Raw genomic sequence first — 15899 nt, 5'->3', positions numbered from 1 at the left:
GTCAGTCCTCGGCCGCAAGAGCCTTGGCCTGCTCTACCCAGTTATCACGAGTGACCCTGCCCTTGAAGCCTTCAAGATGTTCATCGACCCACGCCACCTCGTCCGCCGACCAGGCCGCAACCTGATCGAAATGATAAAAGCCCAGCGAATGCAGCAGCCCTTCCAGCTTCGGCCCGACGCCTTTGATCTTCTTCAGGTCGTCCGGCCCGCCTTCGCGCGCGGCGCTCAGGCCCTCCGGCTTCGCGCCGACAGCGACGATTTCCGCGTCCTTGGCGTCCTCTTCCTTGTCCACCTCCGGGCGGCCCTTGCTTTCCTTTTCCTCCAGTTCCTCGTTCGGAACCGGCTCGTCCCGCGCGTCTGGCGTCGGTTTGGGCGTATCGGGCGGGGTTTCGGGCTGGCGCACCTTGCCCACCGGCTTCGGCTGTTCACTGATGCGCATGATCGTGTCACCGTAAACTTCCGCACGCTCCACCGATCCGTTGGCCGCGTGACCGCCGGTGTATTCGGTCAGCGAGGTCAGCCCGCCCAGCGGTTCGGAAGCGAACCGGCCCTTGCGGCTGCCCGGCAACGGCGTTTCACCCGCGGCGAAGGCATCCAGCAGTTCGCCGAAGCTGTCTTCTGTCAGATCCTCGTAGTAATCCTTGCCGATCTGTGCCATCGGCGCGTTCGCACAAGCACCGAGGCACTCCACCTCTTCCCAGCTGAACTTGCCGTCGGCGGACAATTCATGTGCATTGGGCGCGATCTTCGCCTTGCAGACGGCAATCAGGTCTTCCGCCCCGCAGATCATGCAGGAAGTTGTGCCGCAGATCTGGATATGCGCGACACTGCCCACGGGCTGAAGCTGGAACATGAAGTAAAAGGAGGCGACTTCGAGCACGCGGATATAGGCCATACCCAGCATCTCCGCGATCGCCTCGATCGCCGGCCGGCTGACCCAGCCCTCCTGCTCCTGCGCACGCCACAGCAGCGGGATCACCGCAGAGGCCTGCCGGCCTTCTGGATACTTGGCGATCTGCCCTTTCGCCCATTCGAGGTTGCCGGGTGTAAAGGCGAAGCTTTCGGGCTGTTCGGGGTGAAGCCTACGCAGCATTCTCGCACCTCTCCGATTTCAATCTTACATTCATCGTCCCGCCCGCGCGTTCCTCCCGAACCACGAGTCCGGATTTCAGCGAGTCGTTCAGGTAGTTCTTGGCGACAAGCCAGCGATAACGATCCGGCGCCGCGCCGCTCTGCTTCGCATACGGCTGAAGGTTTGCCGTCGAAAAGCCGCCTCCCGCGATCTGCTCTGCCGCCGTCGTTTCAGGCAGTACACAGCCGAGATCCTCAAAAGCAGCCATCCAGGCCGCCTTCGCAACAACCGTCGACGTGCCGTCCTCGGAACAGGCAGCGACAGCCAGCGCGACAGAGGCTGAGTCGATTACTCTTCCCACCATCACAGCCACCCCCGCGCCAGTCCGGCCAGAAACGCCACCGCGGCCCCGATCAACGCGCCGGACAGCACCTTGCTCCGGCCCCGCGCCCCCAGAATCGCCGCCGCGCCCGCGAGGGCACCCACCAGCGGCATCCAGAAATCGAATGTTACTGTCACCTGAAGCCTCCGCGCGGCTGAAGGTCCGGTCGCGCAACGATGCTCACGGGAATTGGTCTCGCGTCGGCATGATGAAACGGCGCGCCGCAAAAACTGACCATATGGTCAAAAAAATTGGCAGCTTCAGGGATCAGGGCCGAGAAACCGGATTTCGCGGCAAAAACAGATCTTTTGCCATACCGAAACCATACCAAACCAATACCAAACCCATACGTCATTTTCGCGCCTGCCCTCACCGATCCACCTCGCCGAAAACGATGTCGAGCGAGCCGAGAATGGCCGACACATCCGCAAGCTGATGTCCGCGACACAGGTGATCCATCGCCGCCAGATGCGCAAATCCCGGCGCCCGCAACTTGGCCTTGTAAGGCTTGTTGGTGCCATCGGCGACGAGATAGACGCCGAACTCGCCCTTGGGCGCTTCCACAGCCGCGTAGACCTCGCCCTCCGGTACGTGGAAGCCTTCCGTATACAGCTTGAAGTGATGGATCAGTGCCTCCATCGACGTCTTCATGTTAGTCCGCGTCGGTGGCGTGATCTTGCCCCGCGTCAGCACATCCTGCCCCTTGCATTGACCAAGTTTTTCAATGCATTGCCGCATTATCTTCAGGCTTTCCTTCATCTCCTGAACGCGGCAGAGGTAACGGTCGTAGCAGTCTCCGTTCTTGCCCACTGGGATGCGGAACTCCATCTCGTCGTAGCATTCATATGGCTGCGCCCGACGCAGATCCCATGCCATGCCGGACCCACGTACCATCACTCCGGAGAAGCCGTAATCCAGCGCTTCCTCCTGGCTTACGACCCCGATATCGACGTTGCGCTGCTTGAATATCCGGTTTTCCGTCAACAGGTCCTCAATATCCTGCAGGGCAGACGGAAACGCCTCCGTCCACTTGAAGATATCCTCCACCAGATCCTGCGGCAGGTCCTGATGCACCCCACCCGGCCGGAAATATGCCGCATGCAACCGCGCCCCACATGCTCGCTCATAGAACACCATGAGCTTCTCGCGCTCCTCGAAGCCCCATAGCGGCGGCGTCAACGCACCGACGTCCATTGCCTGTGTAGTTACGTTCAGCAAGTGGTTGAGAATACGGCCAATTTCGCAGAACAGCACCCGGATCAACTGCGCCCGTCGCGGCACTTCCGTGCCCGTCAAACGCTCGATAGCCAGGCACCAGGCATGCTCCTGGTTCATCGGCGCCACGTAATCCAGGCGATCGAAGTAAGGCAGGTTCTGCAGATAGGTCCTGCTCTCCATCAACTTTTCGGTGCCGCGATGCAGCAGCCCGATATGGGGATCGCACCGGTCCACGATTTCGCCGTCCAGTTCCAGAACCAGCCGCAACACCCCATGCGCCGCTGGATGCTGAGGACCGAAGTTGATGTTGAAATTGCGGATCTTCTGCTCCGCCGGAGCGCCCGGAAGTCCGCCGAGATTACCGTCGTCCATCATTTTCCAGCCTCGTATGTCTTGCGCCATTTGTCAGGCACAGCGTCGCCAAATCGCTCGAATATTCCTTCATAGACAGGCGCAAGCACCCTTGCTCCCTCCACGGCCAGCTCCTCCGGGATCGGCGCACTGCCGCGTCCGGAGTTGACCTGCTTTTCGAAGGCCGCCGGTTGCGGCGTGATGCCCAGAAAAGCCGCGAGGGCACTCTCATCCTTCTGCGCAAAAAAGCTCTCGAAGAAACAGACGAACCGGTTTTCCTTCGGCACCACTGCTTCGAGACTGCCGAGCGTGCGAATGTAGTTGTCCCGCGATTCCTTATTGATATCAAAAGCTTCAAGTGCTTGCCTGAAGAACCTGGCACTCGCCTTAGCCTTCTTGTCCTCGCTGACACCCTTGCGGCGGAACCCGTTCATCCGCGCCTGTGACCAAAGTCTCCCTACGGGATCACGCATAAAAAATACGAACCGGGAACGAGGAACGATTCTGTGCATTTCTGCCATCATGTCCCGCTCGACAACGGCATAGGCCGGCGTGATATCGCAGATGCATCGCTGGCCCTCATAACCGCTCGACAGATAGCGGAGGTAGGAAGCGTGACCATCGTGGCCCACAGGGAACATTGCCCGCCAGAGCACATCGTCCAGCATCTGCTGCCCCCGCGCCGCCTTAGCCTTCGGCTTTGCTTCCAGAAACGCCTTGCCGCGTCGCGCCAGTCTGTTGAGGTATCGAGATTCGAGCTTGCCGAGATCGACATGATATGGGTTTGAAAAGTAATGCAATTCCTTGCGCACAGGCACGTAGCAATCCGGATGGCCGGCAAGGTAGTCGAACAGCCAGGTAGAACCGGATTTCTGCGCACCGAGTCCGAACACATATGTCGCGTCTTCGGCCGCCGGGTGCGGTCCCGGCGTACCGATCAGACGGCGCCAGAGATGTCTGTCCGGGTGGTCCGGCTGTACCAGAGGCTCACGGCCCTCCGCATCGTCCATCGCATCGAGATCTGCGTCGTCCCGCATAAGCCTCAGCCCTTCGCCGCCTGCTCGTCACCCGGCAGGATGTACTCAGCACCTTCCCAGGGGCTCATGAAGTCGAACTGACGATATTCCTGAACGAGTTCAACAGGTTCGTAGATCACACGCTTTTCCGCCTCATCGTAGCGGACTTCGACGTAGCCTGTCGTCGGGAAATCCTTGCGCAACGGATGACCACGGAAGCCGTAGTCCGTCAGCAGACGGCGCAGGTCCGGATGGCCCGAGAACATGATGCCGTACATATCGAAGACTTCACGCTCGAACCAATTGGCAGAGGGGTGCACTTCCGAGATCGACGGCACGATTTCCCCCTCGCGAACCGGCAGCTTCAGCCGGATCCGCTGGTTCTGCGTCATCGACAGGAAATGGTAGACAACCTCGAACCGACGCTCCCGTTCAGGGAAATCCACAGCGGTGATGTCAATCAGCGTCGTAAATTGGCAGTTGGCATCGTTTTTCAGGAACGTAACAAACTCGCCGATAGCGGAGGGGGAGACGGTGACCGTCAGTTCATCCCTCAGCACACTGACATCGATGACGGCCTCTTCCTGTGCGATGGTGATCGACTGGCTCAGCTCGATCAGGGAGTCGGTCATGATTTTTCCTTCGAAGCTGGCGACTTAGCGGGCTATCGTGCCGGTACGGCGCATCTTTCGCTGAAGTTGCAGAATTCCATAGAGCAACGCCTCCGCCGTTGGCGGGCAACCCGGAACATAAATGTCCACGGGCACGATGCGGTCACAGCCACGCACGACAGAGTAACTGTAGTGGTAATAGCCGCCACCGTTGGCACACGACCCCATCGAGATCACGTAGCGCGGCTCGGGCATCTGATCGTATACCTTCCGCAGCGCTGGTGCCATCTTATTGGTCAATGTTCCGGCGACGATCATCAGGTCGGATTGCCGTGGCGATGCCCGCGGCGCGGTTCCGAACCGTTCGAGATCGTAACGCGGCATGGAGGTGTGCATCATCTCCACCGCACAACATGCCAGTCCAAATGTCATCCAGTGAAGCGAGCCCGTGCGCGCCCAGTTGATGATATCTTCGGTCGAGGTCAGCAGAAAACCCTTGTCCTGCAACTCCTTGTTGAGTTGCAGCGTTGCGGATTCCTTGTCGGCTCCCGCCGTGTTCACAGAGCTTGCTACTCCCATTCAAGGGCCCCTTTCCGCCATTCGTAGATGAACCCCACCGTCAGTACGCCGAGAAAGACCACCATGGACCAGAACCCAAACACGCCGACAGCCCCGAAGCTGACCGCCCACGGGAACAGGAAAGCAACTTCAAGGTCGAAAATGATGAACAGGATCGACACCAGGTAAAACCGGACATCGAACTTCATCCGGGCGTCGTCGAAAGCGTTGAAACCGCATTCGTATGCGCTGACCTTTTCCGGATCCGGGTTTCGGACGGCGACGATCACCGCGGACAGCATCAGCACAAGACCGAGCGCAATTGCCAACCCGAGAAAAACCAGAATCGGCAAATATTCTCTCAACAACTCTTCCAAGGCATTCTCCTGTCCCGCGCATCACCGTGATCCGGCTGACAGCCACTGCAGCATTCTGCTAGATTGGGAGTAGGACGCCTCGGCGCCGAGGTCAACAGACCAACCGACGCACCTCCAGATCAGTCCGTCGAATTTAATACGATCTCAACCAATTTGTGCCACCCTATTCAAGCGACGCAGTTAGGCTCACGCAAATTGACGGAGCAAGACAATCCAGGGTTGATTTGCATGTTCACAAGTTACATCTTACCTTGGGTAACCGGGGATTCCGGCGGGCAATATGAGACGTGAGTTGCCGACTTTATGGCAGCAATGTGTCACTAGGCGTAACGAATTGAAATAATTAGACTTATTAACTTGTCGGGAATGTGATTTTTGCCAGCTTTCAGAATTAACTTTTTGTTCACTCTATCCTATGATCGTCGTGGGTATCAGAGTTAAATTTGTCTTCGCAACGTATGCGCGAATGGGTCCAAAGGTATCGAGTATGTTCGAGTTATCATCCAAAGGCAGAGTTTCGCTTCGGCTCACTCTTGCGGATGAGAGGGGGTCCGCAGTTGGTGAATGGGTAGTCGCCGCTGCGATCGTAGGTCTGTTCTCAATTCCAGTCATCGCTCTAATCAATTCTGGATCGCAAAAGCGAAGCGAACCAGTCGTCGCTGCTATGGAAAATCCGGGCAGCAAGGATGTACAAGACGCCTATGCAATAGGCAGTGATGGACGTGACGGCGGCACATTGGGCGATTCCGAAGGGAACGGCGAGGGTCCTGTCGAGACGGCGGCAAGCGGTTATTCCGGCCTCAACAGAGGCGTCGGCTATGATATCGGAGTTGAAGACCTCACTACATCGGACCGGGGCCAGAGCCTTCGTCTGGGCGGCACGAACCGTGACCAGAGGGGCGGCTTCACCACTCGTCGTTCGGGACCAACACCCGGTAGCAAATCGGTCGGTGTTACATCTTCCACAGGCGGAACCTCCGCCGAACCGGCTGAACGGACAGTAAGACCGCTCTCGGCGGCCCGTATCCCCCGGGAGGAAGATCTGCGACGCCGTCAGATCGCCCGCATTGCCACTGCCGAAACTGTCGTCACACCATCTGCAGAAGCTCCGGAAGCGGATGTGGCTGCAGACGATCCGCGGTGCCGGAACGGTTTCGAGGCGAAATCTGTTACCCCGGCGGACGAAGGCATCGATACTCAGGATGATCTGAACGCCGCTCTGGTCGGAAACATCGATGCTACCAAGGTAGATGCTCTGCTCGACAACGGCCGTATTCGCATCCTCGACGAGGAAACGCCTTCTGATGAGCCGGATTGCCCGGCTGAAACCGTCGTGACGGCCGCAGCGGAACAACTCGGAGACGGCACAGTTCTCGGCCCCGTTACAATCTCATCGAAGACCGATCATTTGCCGGCTCGTCGCAGGCAGCCCAGCAGCGTTGCGCATGCTCCGAATCTGGCGGACAGCATTCTCGGTAATGAGTATCGCAAGCAGCAGAATGCCGAACGTCTGCCCCTGCCTACGGACGAGACTGCGGTCGCCAAGCTGGCACCGGCGCTCGCCGCACCTCAGGGCCGGCCGGCGCAGCCGCAACTCCCGACCGCAGTCGGAACGCTCAATCTGGACTTGTCAGAAACACCGGCAGACGACGCGGCAAACGCAGCCACAGACGAAGACACCAGCATGCACAGCCTCGCTGCCGCAGCCTCAGCGGCTCTCGGGGACGCCGTGGTGGCCGGATCAGCCCTGACGCTTTCTGGTGGTGGCAGCGCGAGAGCCGATACCGACGTTGATGTCGGTGCGAAATCTACTGTCAGCCACGAGTTGGAAGTCACCATCCCGGACCTGCCAAAACGCGAAGTTCCGATCCTGCGTTCGGGCCGCTGACGCTCAGTTCTCGTCGTAGCCGAGCGCTCTGAACATCAGCTCCGCGCGATGCCAGTCGTCTTCAGTGTCGATGTCCTGGACCCGCCACCCTGGAAGAACCAGCGCTCCGGACGCCTCAGAAAACAGCTTTCGTTTCTGGAGCCATGCCTCAGGCTTTCCAACATAAAATTGCCCTGCATCATGGTAGACAGGAGCCAGATCCTGAGAGCGTGTCGCAAAATGGTCGGGGCGATCCATCGATACATCACCACGGTCATTCAGCCGGATCGCACGCTCAATTGGCGCGGGGAAAGCCGTGACCGGAAAGACGAAGTCCCGCCCTTCCTCCGATAATTTCGACAGCGCTTTGAGAACATCCTCAGGCCGAAGGAATGGCGCCGTCGCATATGCACAGGTTACACTGTCGTATTCCCGGCCCTGCCCCCGTGCCCAGGCAACCGCATGGGCGATGACGTCCGTTGTACCTGTCATGTCGTCGGAAAGATCATCCGGGCGCATGAACGGAACCGTTACGCCATAACTTCGGGCAACGTCGGCAATCTCCTCGCTGTCGGTCGAGACGGCGATGTCAGCGAAACATCCGGCTTTGTGCAGGGCTTCGATCACCCAAGCGATCATCGGTTTTCCGCAGAATGACCTGATGTTTTTGCGGGGCACGCGCTTGCTGCCTCCACGTGCCGGGATAACGGCCCAATTCATCGCAACCTCGTTTCTGAACCCGACGCTAGATGTCGGAACTGAGAGGACACTACGCAATTCGAATTTCAGGATGCAACAGTGACACGCTGGACGCGGGCCGGTGAATTCAATAAGTCTCCGGAACGAAACAAGGAAGCGTGGAGACCGAGCAGTGGATTTGAGCGGAAAGAGCCTTTTGATCACGGGTGGCACCGGATCCTTCGGTCGCGCCTTCGTGGCTCGCATACTCGAAACGCAGCCAGATATCCGCAGGCTGATCATATTTTCCCGCGATGAACTCAAACAGTTCGAAATGCAGCAGGTCTTCAACCCGACCGAACACCGTTGCCTGCGTTATTTCATCGGCGATGTCCGCGACCCGGAGCGTCTCGCCCGTGCGTTCGAAGGCGTCGATGTGGTAATCCACGCAGCCGCACTGAAGCAGGTACCGGCAGCCGAACACAATCCGTTTGAATGCATCAAGACCAACGTTCTCGGTGCCAACAACGTAATCGAAGCAGCGTTCAACGCCAGAGTTTCACGCATCGTCGCCCTCTCGACGGACAAGGCGGCGGCACCGATCAACCTCTACGGCGCCACGAAACTTTGTTCCGACAAACTGTTTACCGCGGCGATGAACATCCGCGGCGCCCGCGATCTGAAGATATCGGTCGTCCGGTATGGCAACGTCATGGGCAGTAGAGGTTCCGTGATCCCGTTCTTTCTTGCCCAGAAAGCATCCGGCCGACTGCCGATAACCGACACGGCGATGACTCGCTTCAACATCAGCCTGCGTGAAGGCGTGGATATGGTCCTGTGGGCATTGAAAAATGCTGAGGGCGGCGAGATTTTCGTTCCGAAGATTCCGTCCTATCGGATAACCGACGTGGCCGAAGCCATTGGACCCGACTGCGAAAAACCCATTGTCGGAATTCGGCCCGGCGAGAAGATTCACGAGGAAATGATCACCGCCTCCGACAGCTACAACACCGTTGATCTGGGCAAGTACTTTGCGATCCTTCCAAGCGCCGGAGACGTCTCACTGGATGACTATTCGGCAAAGATGGGCGGCAAGGCGGTCGAACCCGGCTATGCTTACAACAGCGGCACGAACCCGGATTTCCTGACGGTTGAAGAGCTTCGCGACCTTGTGGCGGCGTATCAGGCGGAAAATTAATGACTGTCATTCCCTACGGTCGGCAGACAGTTACCGAAGAGGACATTGCCGCCGTCCGCGAGGTACTCGTCTCCGATTACCTGACGCAAGGTCCCGCCGTGCCGCGCTTTGAAGCCGCCATCTGCGCCGCGACAGGTGCCGAACACGCGGTGGCGACCAGCTCCGCAACCGGAGCGTTGCACATCGCCTGTCTTGCGCTAGGGGTCGGACCAGGGGACATGGTCTGGACGGTTCCGAACACATTCGTAGCTTCCGCCAACGCCGCATTATATTGCGGCGCGGATGTCGATTTCGTCGACATAAACGTAGACACGTGGACGATGTCCGTTGAGGCGCTGGAAGCGAAGCTGGAAACGACCAAACGCAAACCAAAGGTGCTTATCCCGGTGGATCTGTGCGGGCGCCCCTGCGATATGGCGCCACTTCGGGCTCTGGCAGACAAGCACGGGTTCGCTATTCTGTCGGACAGCAGCCATGCTATCGGTGCCAGCTACCGAGACAGCATCGTGGGCGATGGCCGATACGCCGATATCACGGTTTTCAGTTTTCATCCTGTAAAGATCATCACTACTGCGGAAGGCGGTGCCGCTACCACGAACGACCCCGCACTCGCCCGCAGGCTCGATCTCCTGCGAAGCCACGGGATTACCCGTGATCCGGAGGAGATGACGGAGCCAAGCCATGGTGGCTGGTATTACCAACAGATAATGCTCGGCTACAACTACCGTATGACCGACATGCAGGCGGCACTCGGCGCCAGTCAGATGACCCGGTTGCAGGACATAATCGCACGACGCCATGTGCTTGCCCGACGATACGACGAGATGCTGACCTCCCTGCCCGTTCGGCAGCCAGCACCGGAGAGCAACAGCCGTTCAGCACTTCATCTCTATCCCGTACTCGTCCCGGAAACGCAGCACAGCCAGGTTTTCGCAGCAATGCGTGCGGCCGATATACTGGTAAATCTGCACTACATTCCCGTACATCTTCAGCCTTTCTATCGCGCGCGTGGGTTCGCCGAGGGCGATTTTCCCAATGCCGAAGCATACTACCGCCGCGCCATCTCTCTGCCGATGTTTCCGGCGCTGACATTTGAACTGCAGGATCGCGTAGTAGCAGAGCTTGGGCGCGCGCTGGGGGCCTGAAGGTTTGCACCCTTGCGTGGGTTATCGAGGATATGCAGAGTCGCGTTCGGAGACGGGTGCGACAAGCGGCACAAGAGACTAGGGACGCAGGATGAAGAGAGATGTCGAAATCAACGGGCGCAAGATTGGTCCGAGCCATCCGCCTTACATCATCTGTGAAATCTCAGGCAACCATAACGGTCAGTTGGATCGGGCGCTGCGTTTGCTGGAGGCGGCTGCCGCCACCGGTGCCGACGCGATCAAGATGCAATCCTACACACCCGACACAATCACCATTGATCACGATGGCCCTGGCTTCACCATAGAAGGCGGGCTTTGGGACGGTCGACGGCTATATGAGCTCTACGGCGAGGCCCAGACCCCATTCGAGTGGCATGAGCCTCTGTTTTTAAGGGCACGGGACCTTGGCGTCACCCTGTTTTCTACGCCCTTCGACGATACGGCCGTAGACCTGCTGGCGGGACTCGATGCGCCTGCCTACAAGATCGCCTCTTTCGAAATCGTCGATCTTGCGTTGATTGCCAAGGTCGCCCAACAGGGTAGACCGATGATCATCTCGACCGGGATGGGCAACCTGGCAGAGATCGAAGCGGCGGTGAGTACGGCCCGCACAAATGGATGCTCCGAACTGATCCTGCTGCATTGTATCAGTTCCTACCCAGCACCGATCGAACAGGCTAACCTGGCGACAATCCGCCATCTTGGTGACGCCTTCGGCTGCGTTTCCGGCCTGTCCGACCATACAATGGGAAGTGCCGCCGCCGTCACGTCCATTGCGCTCGGGGGATCCGTGGTGGAGAAGCATTTCACACTGGCGCGAAGCGACGGTGGCCCTGACGCCGCCTTCTCGATGGAACCAGATGAATTCAAGGCGCTGGTCGAAGACTGCAAGAACGCACATGCGGCCATTGGTGCAGTCACCTATGAACGTGCCCCGGCAGAAAAAGGATCGGTGGTTTTCCGGCGGTCCCTGTACGCAGTTGTGGATATAAAGGCCGGAGAGTTGCTGACCAGTACCAATGTCCGTTCCATACGTCCGGGTTTTGGCCTTTCCCCGGCAGCCCTGCCGGAAGTGATGGGGCGTCGGGCGAGGCAAGACATTGCCCGCGGCACACCGCTTGCCAGAAACCTCATTCAGGAAGATTGAACCTTAACTTCTTGTAACCTTTTTGAGGCTGCCTACATGTATCCGACACTCAAATCGGCAGTTTCCCATGGCATCAATAATTAGCGTCTCAGACCTCTCCAAGGTCTACGAGGGCGGTTTTCAGGCCCTCAAGAATGTCTCTCTGGAAATCAAGGAAGGTGAAATTCTCGCCTTGCTCGGCCCAAACGGAGCAGGAAAAACCACTCTAATTTCAACGATTTGCGGCATCACCCTGCCTACCAGCGGTACAATTTCCGTCGGCGGTTTCGACAGCCAGGACGATTTTCGCAATGCAAGGGCGCTGATCGGGCTCGTACCGCAGGAAATAACGATCGAGCCTTTCGAGACCGTATTCAACACCGTTTCTTTTTCGCGCGGACTGTTTGGCAAGAACCGGAACAATGCGGTGATCGAGAAGGTCCTGAGGTCCCTCTCCCTCTGGGACAAAAAGGACAACCAGATCCGCACGCTGTCCGGCGGCATGAAGCGAAGAGTGCTGATCGCCAAGGCGTTGAGCCATGAACCGCGCATTCTGTTTCTCGACGAACCGACTGCAGGTGTAGATGTCGAACTCCGCAAGGATATGTGGGAAGTTGTGCGGCAGTTGAGGGCCGAAGGCGTCACGATTATCCTGACGACGCATTACATTGAGGAAGCCGAAGAGATGGCGGATCGGGTCGGCGTCATCAATCACGGAGAAATCCTGCTGGTCGAGGACAAGCAGGCTCTGATGCAGAAACTGGGGCAGAAACAGCTGCAGATCGAATTGCAGGAGCCGGTAGAGAAGCTGCCGGAGTCGCTATCCGGTTACCGCCTGACGGTTGGCGAGCCGAAGACACAATTGCATTACAGCTATGAGACGACAGGTGAGCGTACAGGTATTACCGCGCTGCTGGCTGATCTGGCAAACGCCGGTCTGCGGTTGAAGGATATCGAGACCCGGCAAAGCTCGCTCGAGGAAATCTTCGTCAATCTCGTGAAGGAAAACCGATGAACTGGCAGGCGGTCGCTGCGATTTACAAGTTCGAGATGTCGCGGACTTTCCGGACGTTGGCGCAGAGCGTCATTTCTCCGGTGCTTTCAACATCCTTGTATTTCGTCGTTTTCGGATCGGCAATCGGCAGCCGGATCGATGAAGTTGATGGAGTTTCCTACGGCGCGTTTATCGTTCCGGGGTTGATCATGCTGTCACTGCTGACGCAGGCAATCTCCAATGCGTCCTTCGGTATCTATTTTCCGAAATTCATCGGGACGATCTATGAGTTACTGTCAGCGCCTGTTTCTTTCTTCGAAGTGGTCATCGGCTATGTCGGGGCCGCAGCAACCAAGGCTATGGCGATTGGACTGATCATTCTGCTCACGGCCACGCTGTTTGTGGACCTACGAATCGAACATCCACTGATCATGATCTTTTTCCTGGTGCTGACTTGTATCTCCTTCAGCCTGCTCGGGTTCATCATTGGTATTTGGGCCAAGAACTTCGAACAGCTGCAACTGGTGCCCCTGCTCGTGATCACGCCAATGGTGTTTCTTGGCGGCAGTTTCTACTCGGTCTCGATGCTGCCACCGTTCTGGCAGACCGTCACCTACTTCAATCCCGTCCTGTACCTCATCAGCGGATTTCGCTGGAGTTTCTACGGGGTGGCAGACGTCAATCTGGCATTCAGTCTCGGCTTTATTACCGTGTTCCTGCTGGCCTGCCTTGCCGTCATCTGGTGGATATTCAAAACGGGCTACCAACTGCGAAGCTGAGACGAACAATACAGCCAAAAGTTTAACTAACAGTAAGCGGGCGGGCAGATGTCAACGCTCTTGCACAGTTCCCCTTTTCAAACCGCCCGGCAGCCCCTATCTATGGAATGTCCCGCAAGGGACTATGGTGATAAACGCGCATGTAATAAACGGATCGGACCCGGGGGCGGTACCCGGCGGCTCCACCAAAAACCCTTCATTTGGGGGTGCATGGGGCCGAAACAGGATCGACGGACGTCTAAAGATGTTAGCTTTCACTCGGCGGGATGCCACCGTTATCGGTTCACCTAAGCTAGTTGCAAATGACAACAAAGCTCCGATGGCTCTCGCAGCGTAAGCTGTGCGAAAAGTCGAAATCTAAGTCCTAAGGCTTTGCAGCTTTGGGCGGGGTTCGCAGGCACCTGGCAACAGAAGCCTGCACTTATCCCCAATCAGGAAAACGATGTGCCATCCCGGCCTTTCGCCACGGGATTTTTTGGTTATGGTGGGCCTAGCTTACTTGGGGGATACGAATGAGCGACCGATTCCACTACGGTCAGTTGATGCACAAGGCGCTGCAGGGCGTCATGTCGGAGGTCTTGCAATCGGTGGCCGAAAACGGCCTGCCGGGCGAGCATCACTTCTTCATCACCTTCGATACGCATCATCCGGGTGTGGACATCGCGCCGTATCTCAAGGAACGTTATCCAGAAGAGATGACGATCGTCATTCAGCACTGGTTTGCCGACCTGACGGTGCTTCAAGACCGGTTCTCCATCACTCTGAATTTCGCCGACATGCCTGAAGTTCTGGTGGTGCCCTTCGATGCGATCAAGACCTTCGTGGACCCGTCGGCCGAATTCGGATTGCGTTTCGACGCGCATGAAAATGATGATGACGAGGACGAAGAGAACGATGTCGACGAGGCGGAGGACGCAGAGGAAACAGATGGTTCCGGCGACGTCGTGAGCCTCGACCATTTCCGCAAGCACTGAGGCAATTGGCAACACCCGTCGGCCGCGCTATAGCTCTGCACGACCCAATTGCAGAGGAGCCTGTCATGGCCGATACCCGCACCGAATCCGACAGTTTTGGCCCGCTGGAAGTACCGGCAGACAAGTACTGGGGTGCGCAAACCCAGAGAAGCATTATGAATTTTCCGATCGGCTGGGAGAAACAGCCGGTTGCGATCGTTCGGGCGCTGGGGGTGATCAAGCAGGCCTGTGCCGAAGCCAACGTGGAACTGGGCACGCTCGATCCGAAGCTCGGTGAGGCGATCCAGGCGGCTGCGGCGGAAGTGGTGGCGGGCAAGCTCGACGACAACTTCCCTCTGGTGGTCTGGCAGACCGGATCAGGTACGCAATCGAACATGAACGCCAACGAGGTGATTGCGAACCGGGCTATTGAGATGCTGGGTGGTGAGATCGGCTCCAAATCGCCGGTTCATCCCAATGATCACTGCAACATGGGCCAGTCTTCCAATGACACGTTCCCGACGGCGATGCATATCGCGGTGGCGACGACGGCACACGACGTTGTGCTGCCCGGCCTGCAAAAGCTGCATGGGGCGTTGAGTGAAAAAGCCAATGCTTTCAAAGATATAATCAAGATTGGCAGGACGCACACGCAGGATGCGACGCCGCTGACGCTGGGCCAGGAGTTCGGGGGCTATGCCTTCCAGGTGGAACAGGGAATCAAGCGGGTCAAGGCGGCGCTGGAAAACATCTACCCGCTGGCGCAGGGTGGAACCGCCGTGGGCACCGGGCTGAACACCAAGGCAGGTTGGGGCGAGAAAGTCGCTGCCAACATGGCGCGGATCACAGGTTACCCATTCGTTACTGCACCGAACAAGTTCGAGGCACTGGCTGCACATGACGCACTGGTTGAGATGTCAGGTGCATTGAAGACTGTAGCAGCAAGTCTTTTCAAAATCGCTAACGATATCCGCCTGCTTGGTTCCGGCCCGCGCTGCGGCCTTGGGGAGTTGATGTTGCCGGAAAATGAACCGGGCTCCTCAATCATGCCGGGCAAGGTGAACCCCACGCAGTGCGAAGCGCTGACGCAGGTATGCGCTCATGTGATGGGCAACGACGCCGCCGTGGGCTTTGCCGGCTCGCAGGGGCATTTCGAACTGAACGTGTACAAGCCGATGATGGCGTATAACGTTCTGCAATCCATGCAACTTCTGGGCGATGCGAGTGTGGCCTTCACCGACAATTGCGTTGTCGGCATAGAGGCGGACGAGGATCGGATCTCGAAATTGATGTGGGAAAGCCTGATGCTGGTGACGGCGCTGGCGCCGGAAATTGGCTATGACAATGCCACGAAGGTGGCGAAGACCGCGCACAAGAACCGGACGACGCTCAAGGAAGAGGCAATAAAACTTGGGTTTGTCGACGCCGAAACCTTTGACCGGGTGGTGCAGCCGAAGGACATGATCGGGCCGAAGGACTGACCTATCGCCCTGCGGGGCGAATATGGATTTGGTATGGTTTTGGTATGGGTTCGGTATGGCTGATTGCGCCGTTTCGCCCATATCCGCCGCCTG

17 protein-coding genes and 1 other RNA gene are annotated in these 15899 nt (G+C 57.9%); 9 read left to right on the top strand and 9 right to left on the bottom strand.

Annotation, left to right across the window (positions count from 1 at the left end; translation table 11 throughout):
* Window position 1: 1 nt before the first annotated feature.
* The 8 genes from GO499_RS05085 to GO499_RS05050 form a co-directional block, all read right to left on the bottom strand.
* Window positions 2–1093: an NADH-quinone oxidoreductase subunit E gene (locus GO499_RS05085; protein WP_161861177.1), complete on the bottom strand. Its 1092-nt coding sequence runs from the start codon at window positions 1091–1093 to the stop codon at window positions 2–4.
* The gene (locus GO499_RS05080; RefSeq protein WP_161861176.1) at window positions 1083–1436 is read right to left on the bottom strand and encodes a hypothetical protein; all 354 of its coding nucleotides are present in this window, start codon (window positions 1434–1436) and stop codon (window positions 1083–1085) included. The genes GO499_RS05085 and GO499_RS05080 overlap by 11 nt, the downstream gene beginning before the upstream one ends.
* Window positions 1436–1591 carry a hypothetical protein gene (locus tag GO499_RS05075; protein WP_161861175.1) on the bottom strand — a complete coding sequence of 52 codons (156 nt, stop codon included), beginning with the start codon at window positions 1589–1591 and terminating at the stop codon, window positions 1436–1438. Before GO499_RS05075 ends, GO499_RS05080 begins: the two co-directional genes overlap by 1 nt.
* A 232-nt stretch (window positions 1592–1823) precedes the next feature.
* Window positions 1824–3044, bottom strand: coding sequence for an NADH-quinone oxidoreductase subunit D (locus tag GO499_RS05070; protein ID WP_161863841.1), 1221 nt, complete (start codon window positions 3042–3044; stop codon window positions 1824–1826).
* Window positions 3044–4060 carry a sulfotransferase gene (locus GO499_RS05065; RefSeq protein ID WP_161861174.1) on the bottom strand — a complete coding sequence of 339 codons (1017 nt, stop codon included), beginning with the start codon at window positions 4058–4060 and terminating at the stop codon, window positions 3044–3046. The genes GO499_RS05070 and GO499_RS05065 overlap by 1 nt, the downstream gene beginning before the upstream one ends.
* 5 nt (window positions 4061–4065) lie before the next feature.
* Window positions 4066–4671, bottom strand: a complete 606-nt coding sequence (locus tag GO499_RS05060) for an NADH-quinone oxidoreductase subunit C (protein ID WP_161861173.1) — start codon at window positions 4669–4671, stop codon at window positions 4066–4068.
* 24 nt (window positions 4672–4695) lie between these two features.
* Complete coding sequence (locus tag GO499_RS05055; RefSeq protein ID WP_161861172.1) at window positions 4696–5229, bottom strand: NuoB/complex I 20 kDa subunit family protein; 534 nt, start codon at window positions 5227–5229, stop codon at window positions 4696–4698.
* Window positions 5220–5585 carry an NADH-quinone oxidoreductase subunit A gene (locus tag GO499_RS05050; RefSeq protein WP_161861171.1) on the bottom strand — a complete coding sequence of 122 codons (366 nt, stop codon included), beginning with the start codon at window positions 5583–5585 and terminating at the stop codon, window positions 5220–5222. The genes GO499_RS05055 and GO499_RS05050 overlap by 10 nt, the downstream gene beginning before the upstream one ends.
* Before the next feature lie 664 nt (window positions 5586–6249).
* Here GO499_RS05050 and GO499_RS05045 point away from each other — a divergent pair.
* Entirely contained in the window at window positions 6250–7473 is a 1224-nt protein-coding gene (locus tag GO499_RS05045; RefSeq protein WP_161861170.1) for a hypothetical protein, read from the top strand.
* 3 nt (window positions 7474–7476) lie between these two features.
* On the opposite strand, the gene pseF is transcribed toward GO499_RS05045, so the two are convergent.
* Complete coding sequence (gene pseF / locus GO499_RS05040; protein WP_161861169.1) at window positions 7477–8172, bottom strand: pseudaminic acid cytidylyltransferase; 696 nt, start codon at window positions 8170–8172, stop codon at window positions 7477–7479.
* Between the two features lie 151 nt (window positions 8173–8323).
* Here pseF and pseB point away from each other — a divergent pair, with 151 nt between their 5' ends.
* From pseB to fumC, 8 genes are all read left to right on the top strand, one after another.
* On the top strand, window positions 8324–9328 hold the full coding sequence (gene pseB, locus GO499_RS05035; RefSeq protein ID WP_284154898.1) for a UDP-N-acetylglucosamine 4,6-dehydratase (inverting): 1005 nt from the start codon (window positions 8324–8326) through the stop codon (window positions 9326–9328).
* Window positions 9328–10473 (top strand): UDP-4-amino-4,6-dideoxy-N-acetyl-beta-L-altrosamine transaminase, encoded by a 1146-nt coding sequence (pseC, locus tag GO499_RS05030; protein ID WP_161861168.1) that lies wholly within the window; start codon window positions 9328–9330, stop codon window positions 10471–10473. Before pseB ends, pseC begins: the two co-directional genes overlap by 1 nt.
* Before the next feature lie 91 nt (window positions 10474–10564).
* Window positions 10565–11620 carry a pseudaminic acid synthase gene (gene pseI / locus GO499_RS05025; RefSeq protein WP_161861167.1) on the top strand — a complete coding sequence of 352 codons (1056 nt, stop codon included), beginning with the start codon at window positions 10565–10567 and terminating at the stop codon, window positions 11618–11620.
* A 67-nt stretch (window positions 11621–11687) separates the two neighbouring features.
* Window positions 11688–12614 (top strand): ABC transporter ATP-binding protein, encoded by a 927-nt coding sequence (locus tag GO499_RS05020; protein WP_161861166.1) that lies wholly within the window; start codon window positions 11688–11690, stop codon window positions 12612–12614.
* The gene (locus tag GO499_RS05015; protein WP_161861165.1) at window positions 12611–13372 is read left to right on the top strand and encodes an ABC transporter permease; all 762 of its coding nucleotides are present in this window, start codon (window positions 12611–12613) and stop codon (window positions 13370–13372) included. Before GO499_RS05020 ends, GO499_RS05015 begins: the two co-directional genes overlap by 4 nt.
* A 70-nt stretch (window positions 13373–13442) precedes the next feature.
* Window positions 13443–13794, top strand: a transfer-messenger RNA (tmRNA) gene (ssrA, locus tag GO499_RS05010).
* 90 nt (window positions 13795–13884) lie between these two features.
* Window positions 13885–14346 (top strand): SspB family protein, encoded by a 462-nt coding sequence (locus tag GO499_RS05005; RefSeq protein WP_161861164.1) that lies wholly within the window; start codon window positions 13885–13887, stop codon window positions 14344–14346.
* Window positions 14347–14411: 65 nt separating this feature from the next.
* Complete coding sequence (gene fumC / locus GO499_RS05000; RefSeq protein WP_161861163.1) at window positions 14412–15806, top strand: class II fumarate hydratase; 1395 nt, start codon at window positions 14412–14414, stop codon at window positions 15804–15806.
* Window positions 15807–15899: the final 93 nt, after the last annotated feature.

This window comes from Algicella marina (assembly GCF_009931615.1).
Classification (GTDB): Bacteria; Pseudomonadota; Alphaproteobacteria; order Rhodobacterales; family Rhodobacteraceae; genus Algicella; species Algicella marina.
The sequence above is the reverse complement of the archived record's forward strand: the minus strand, read 5'-3'. Positions and strand labels throughout refer to the sequence as shown.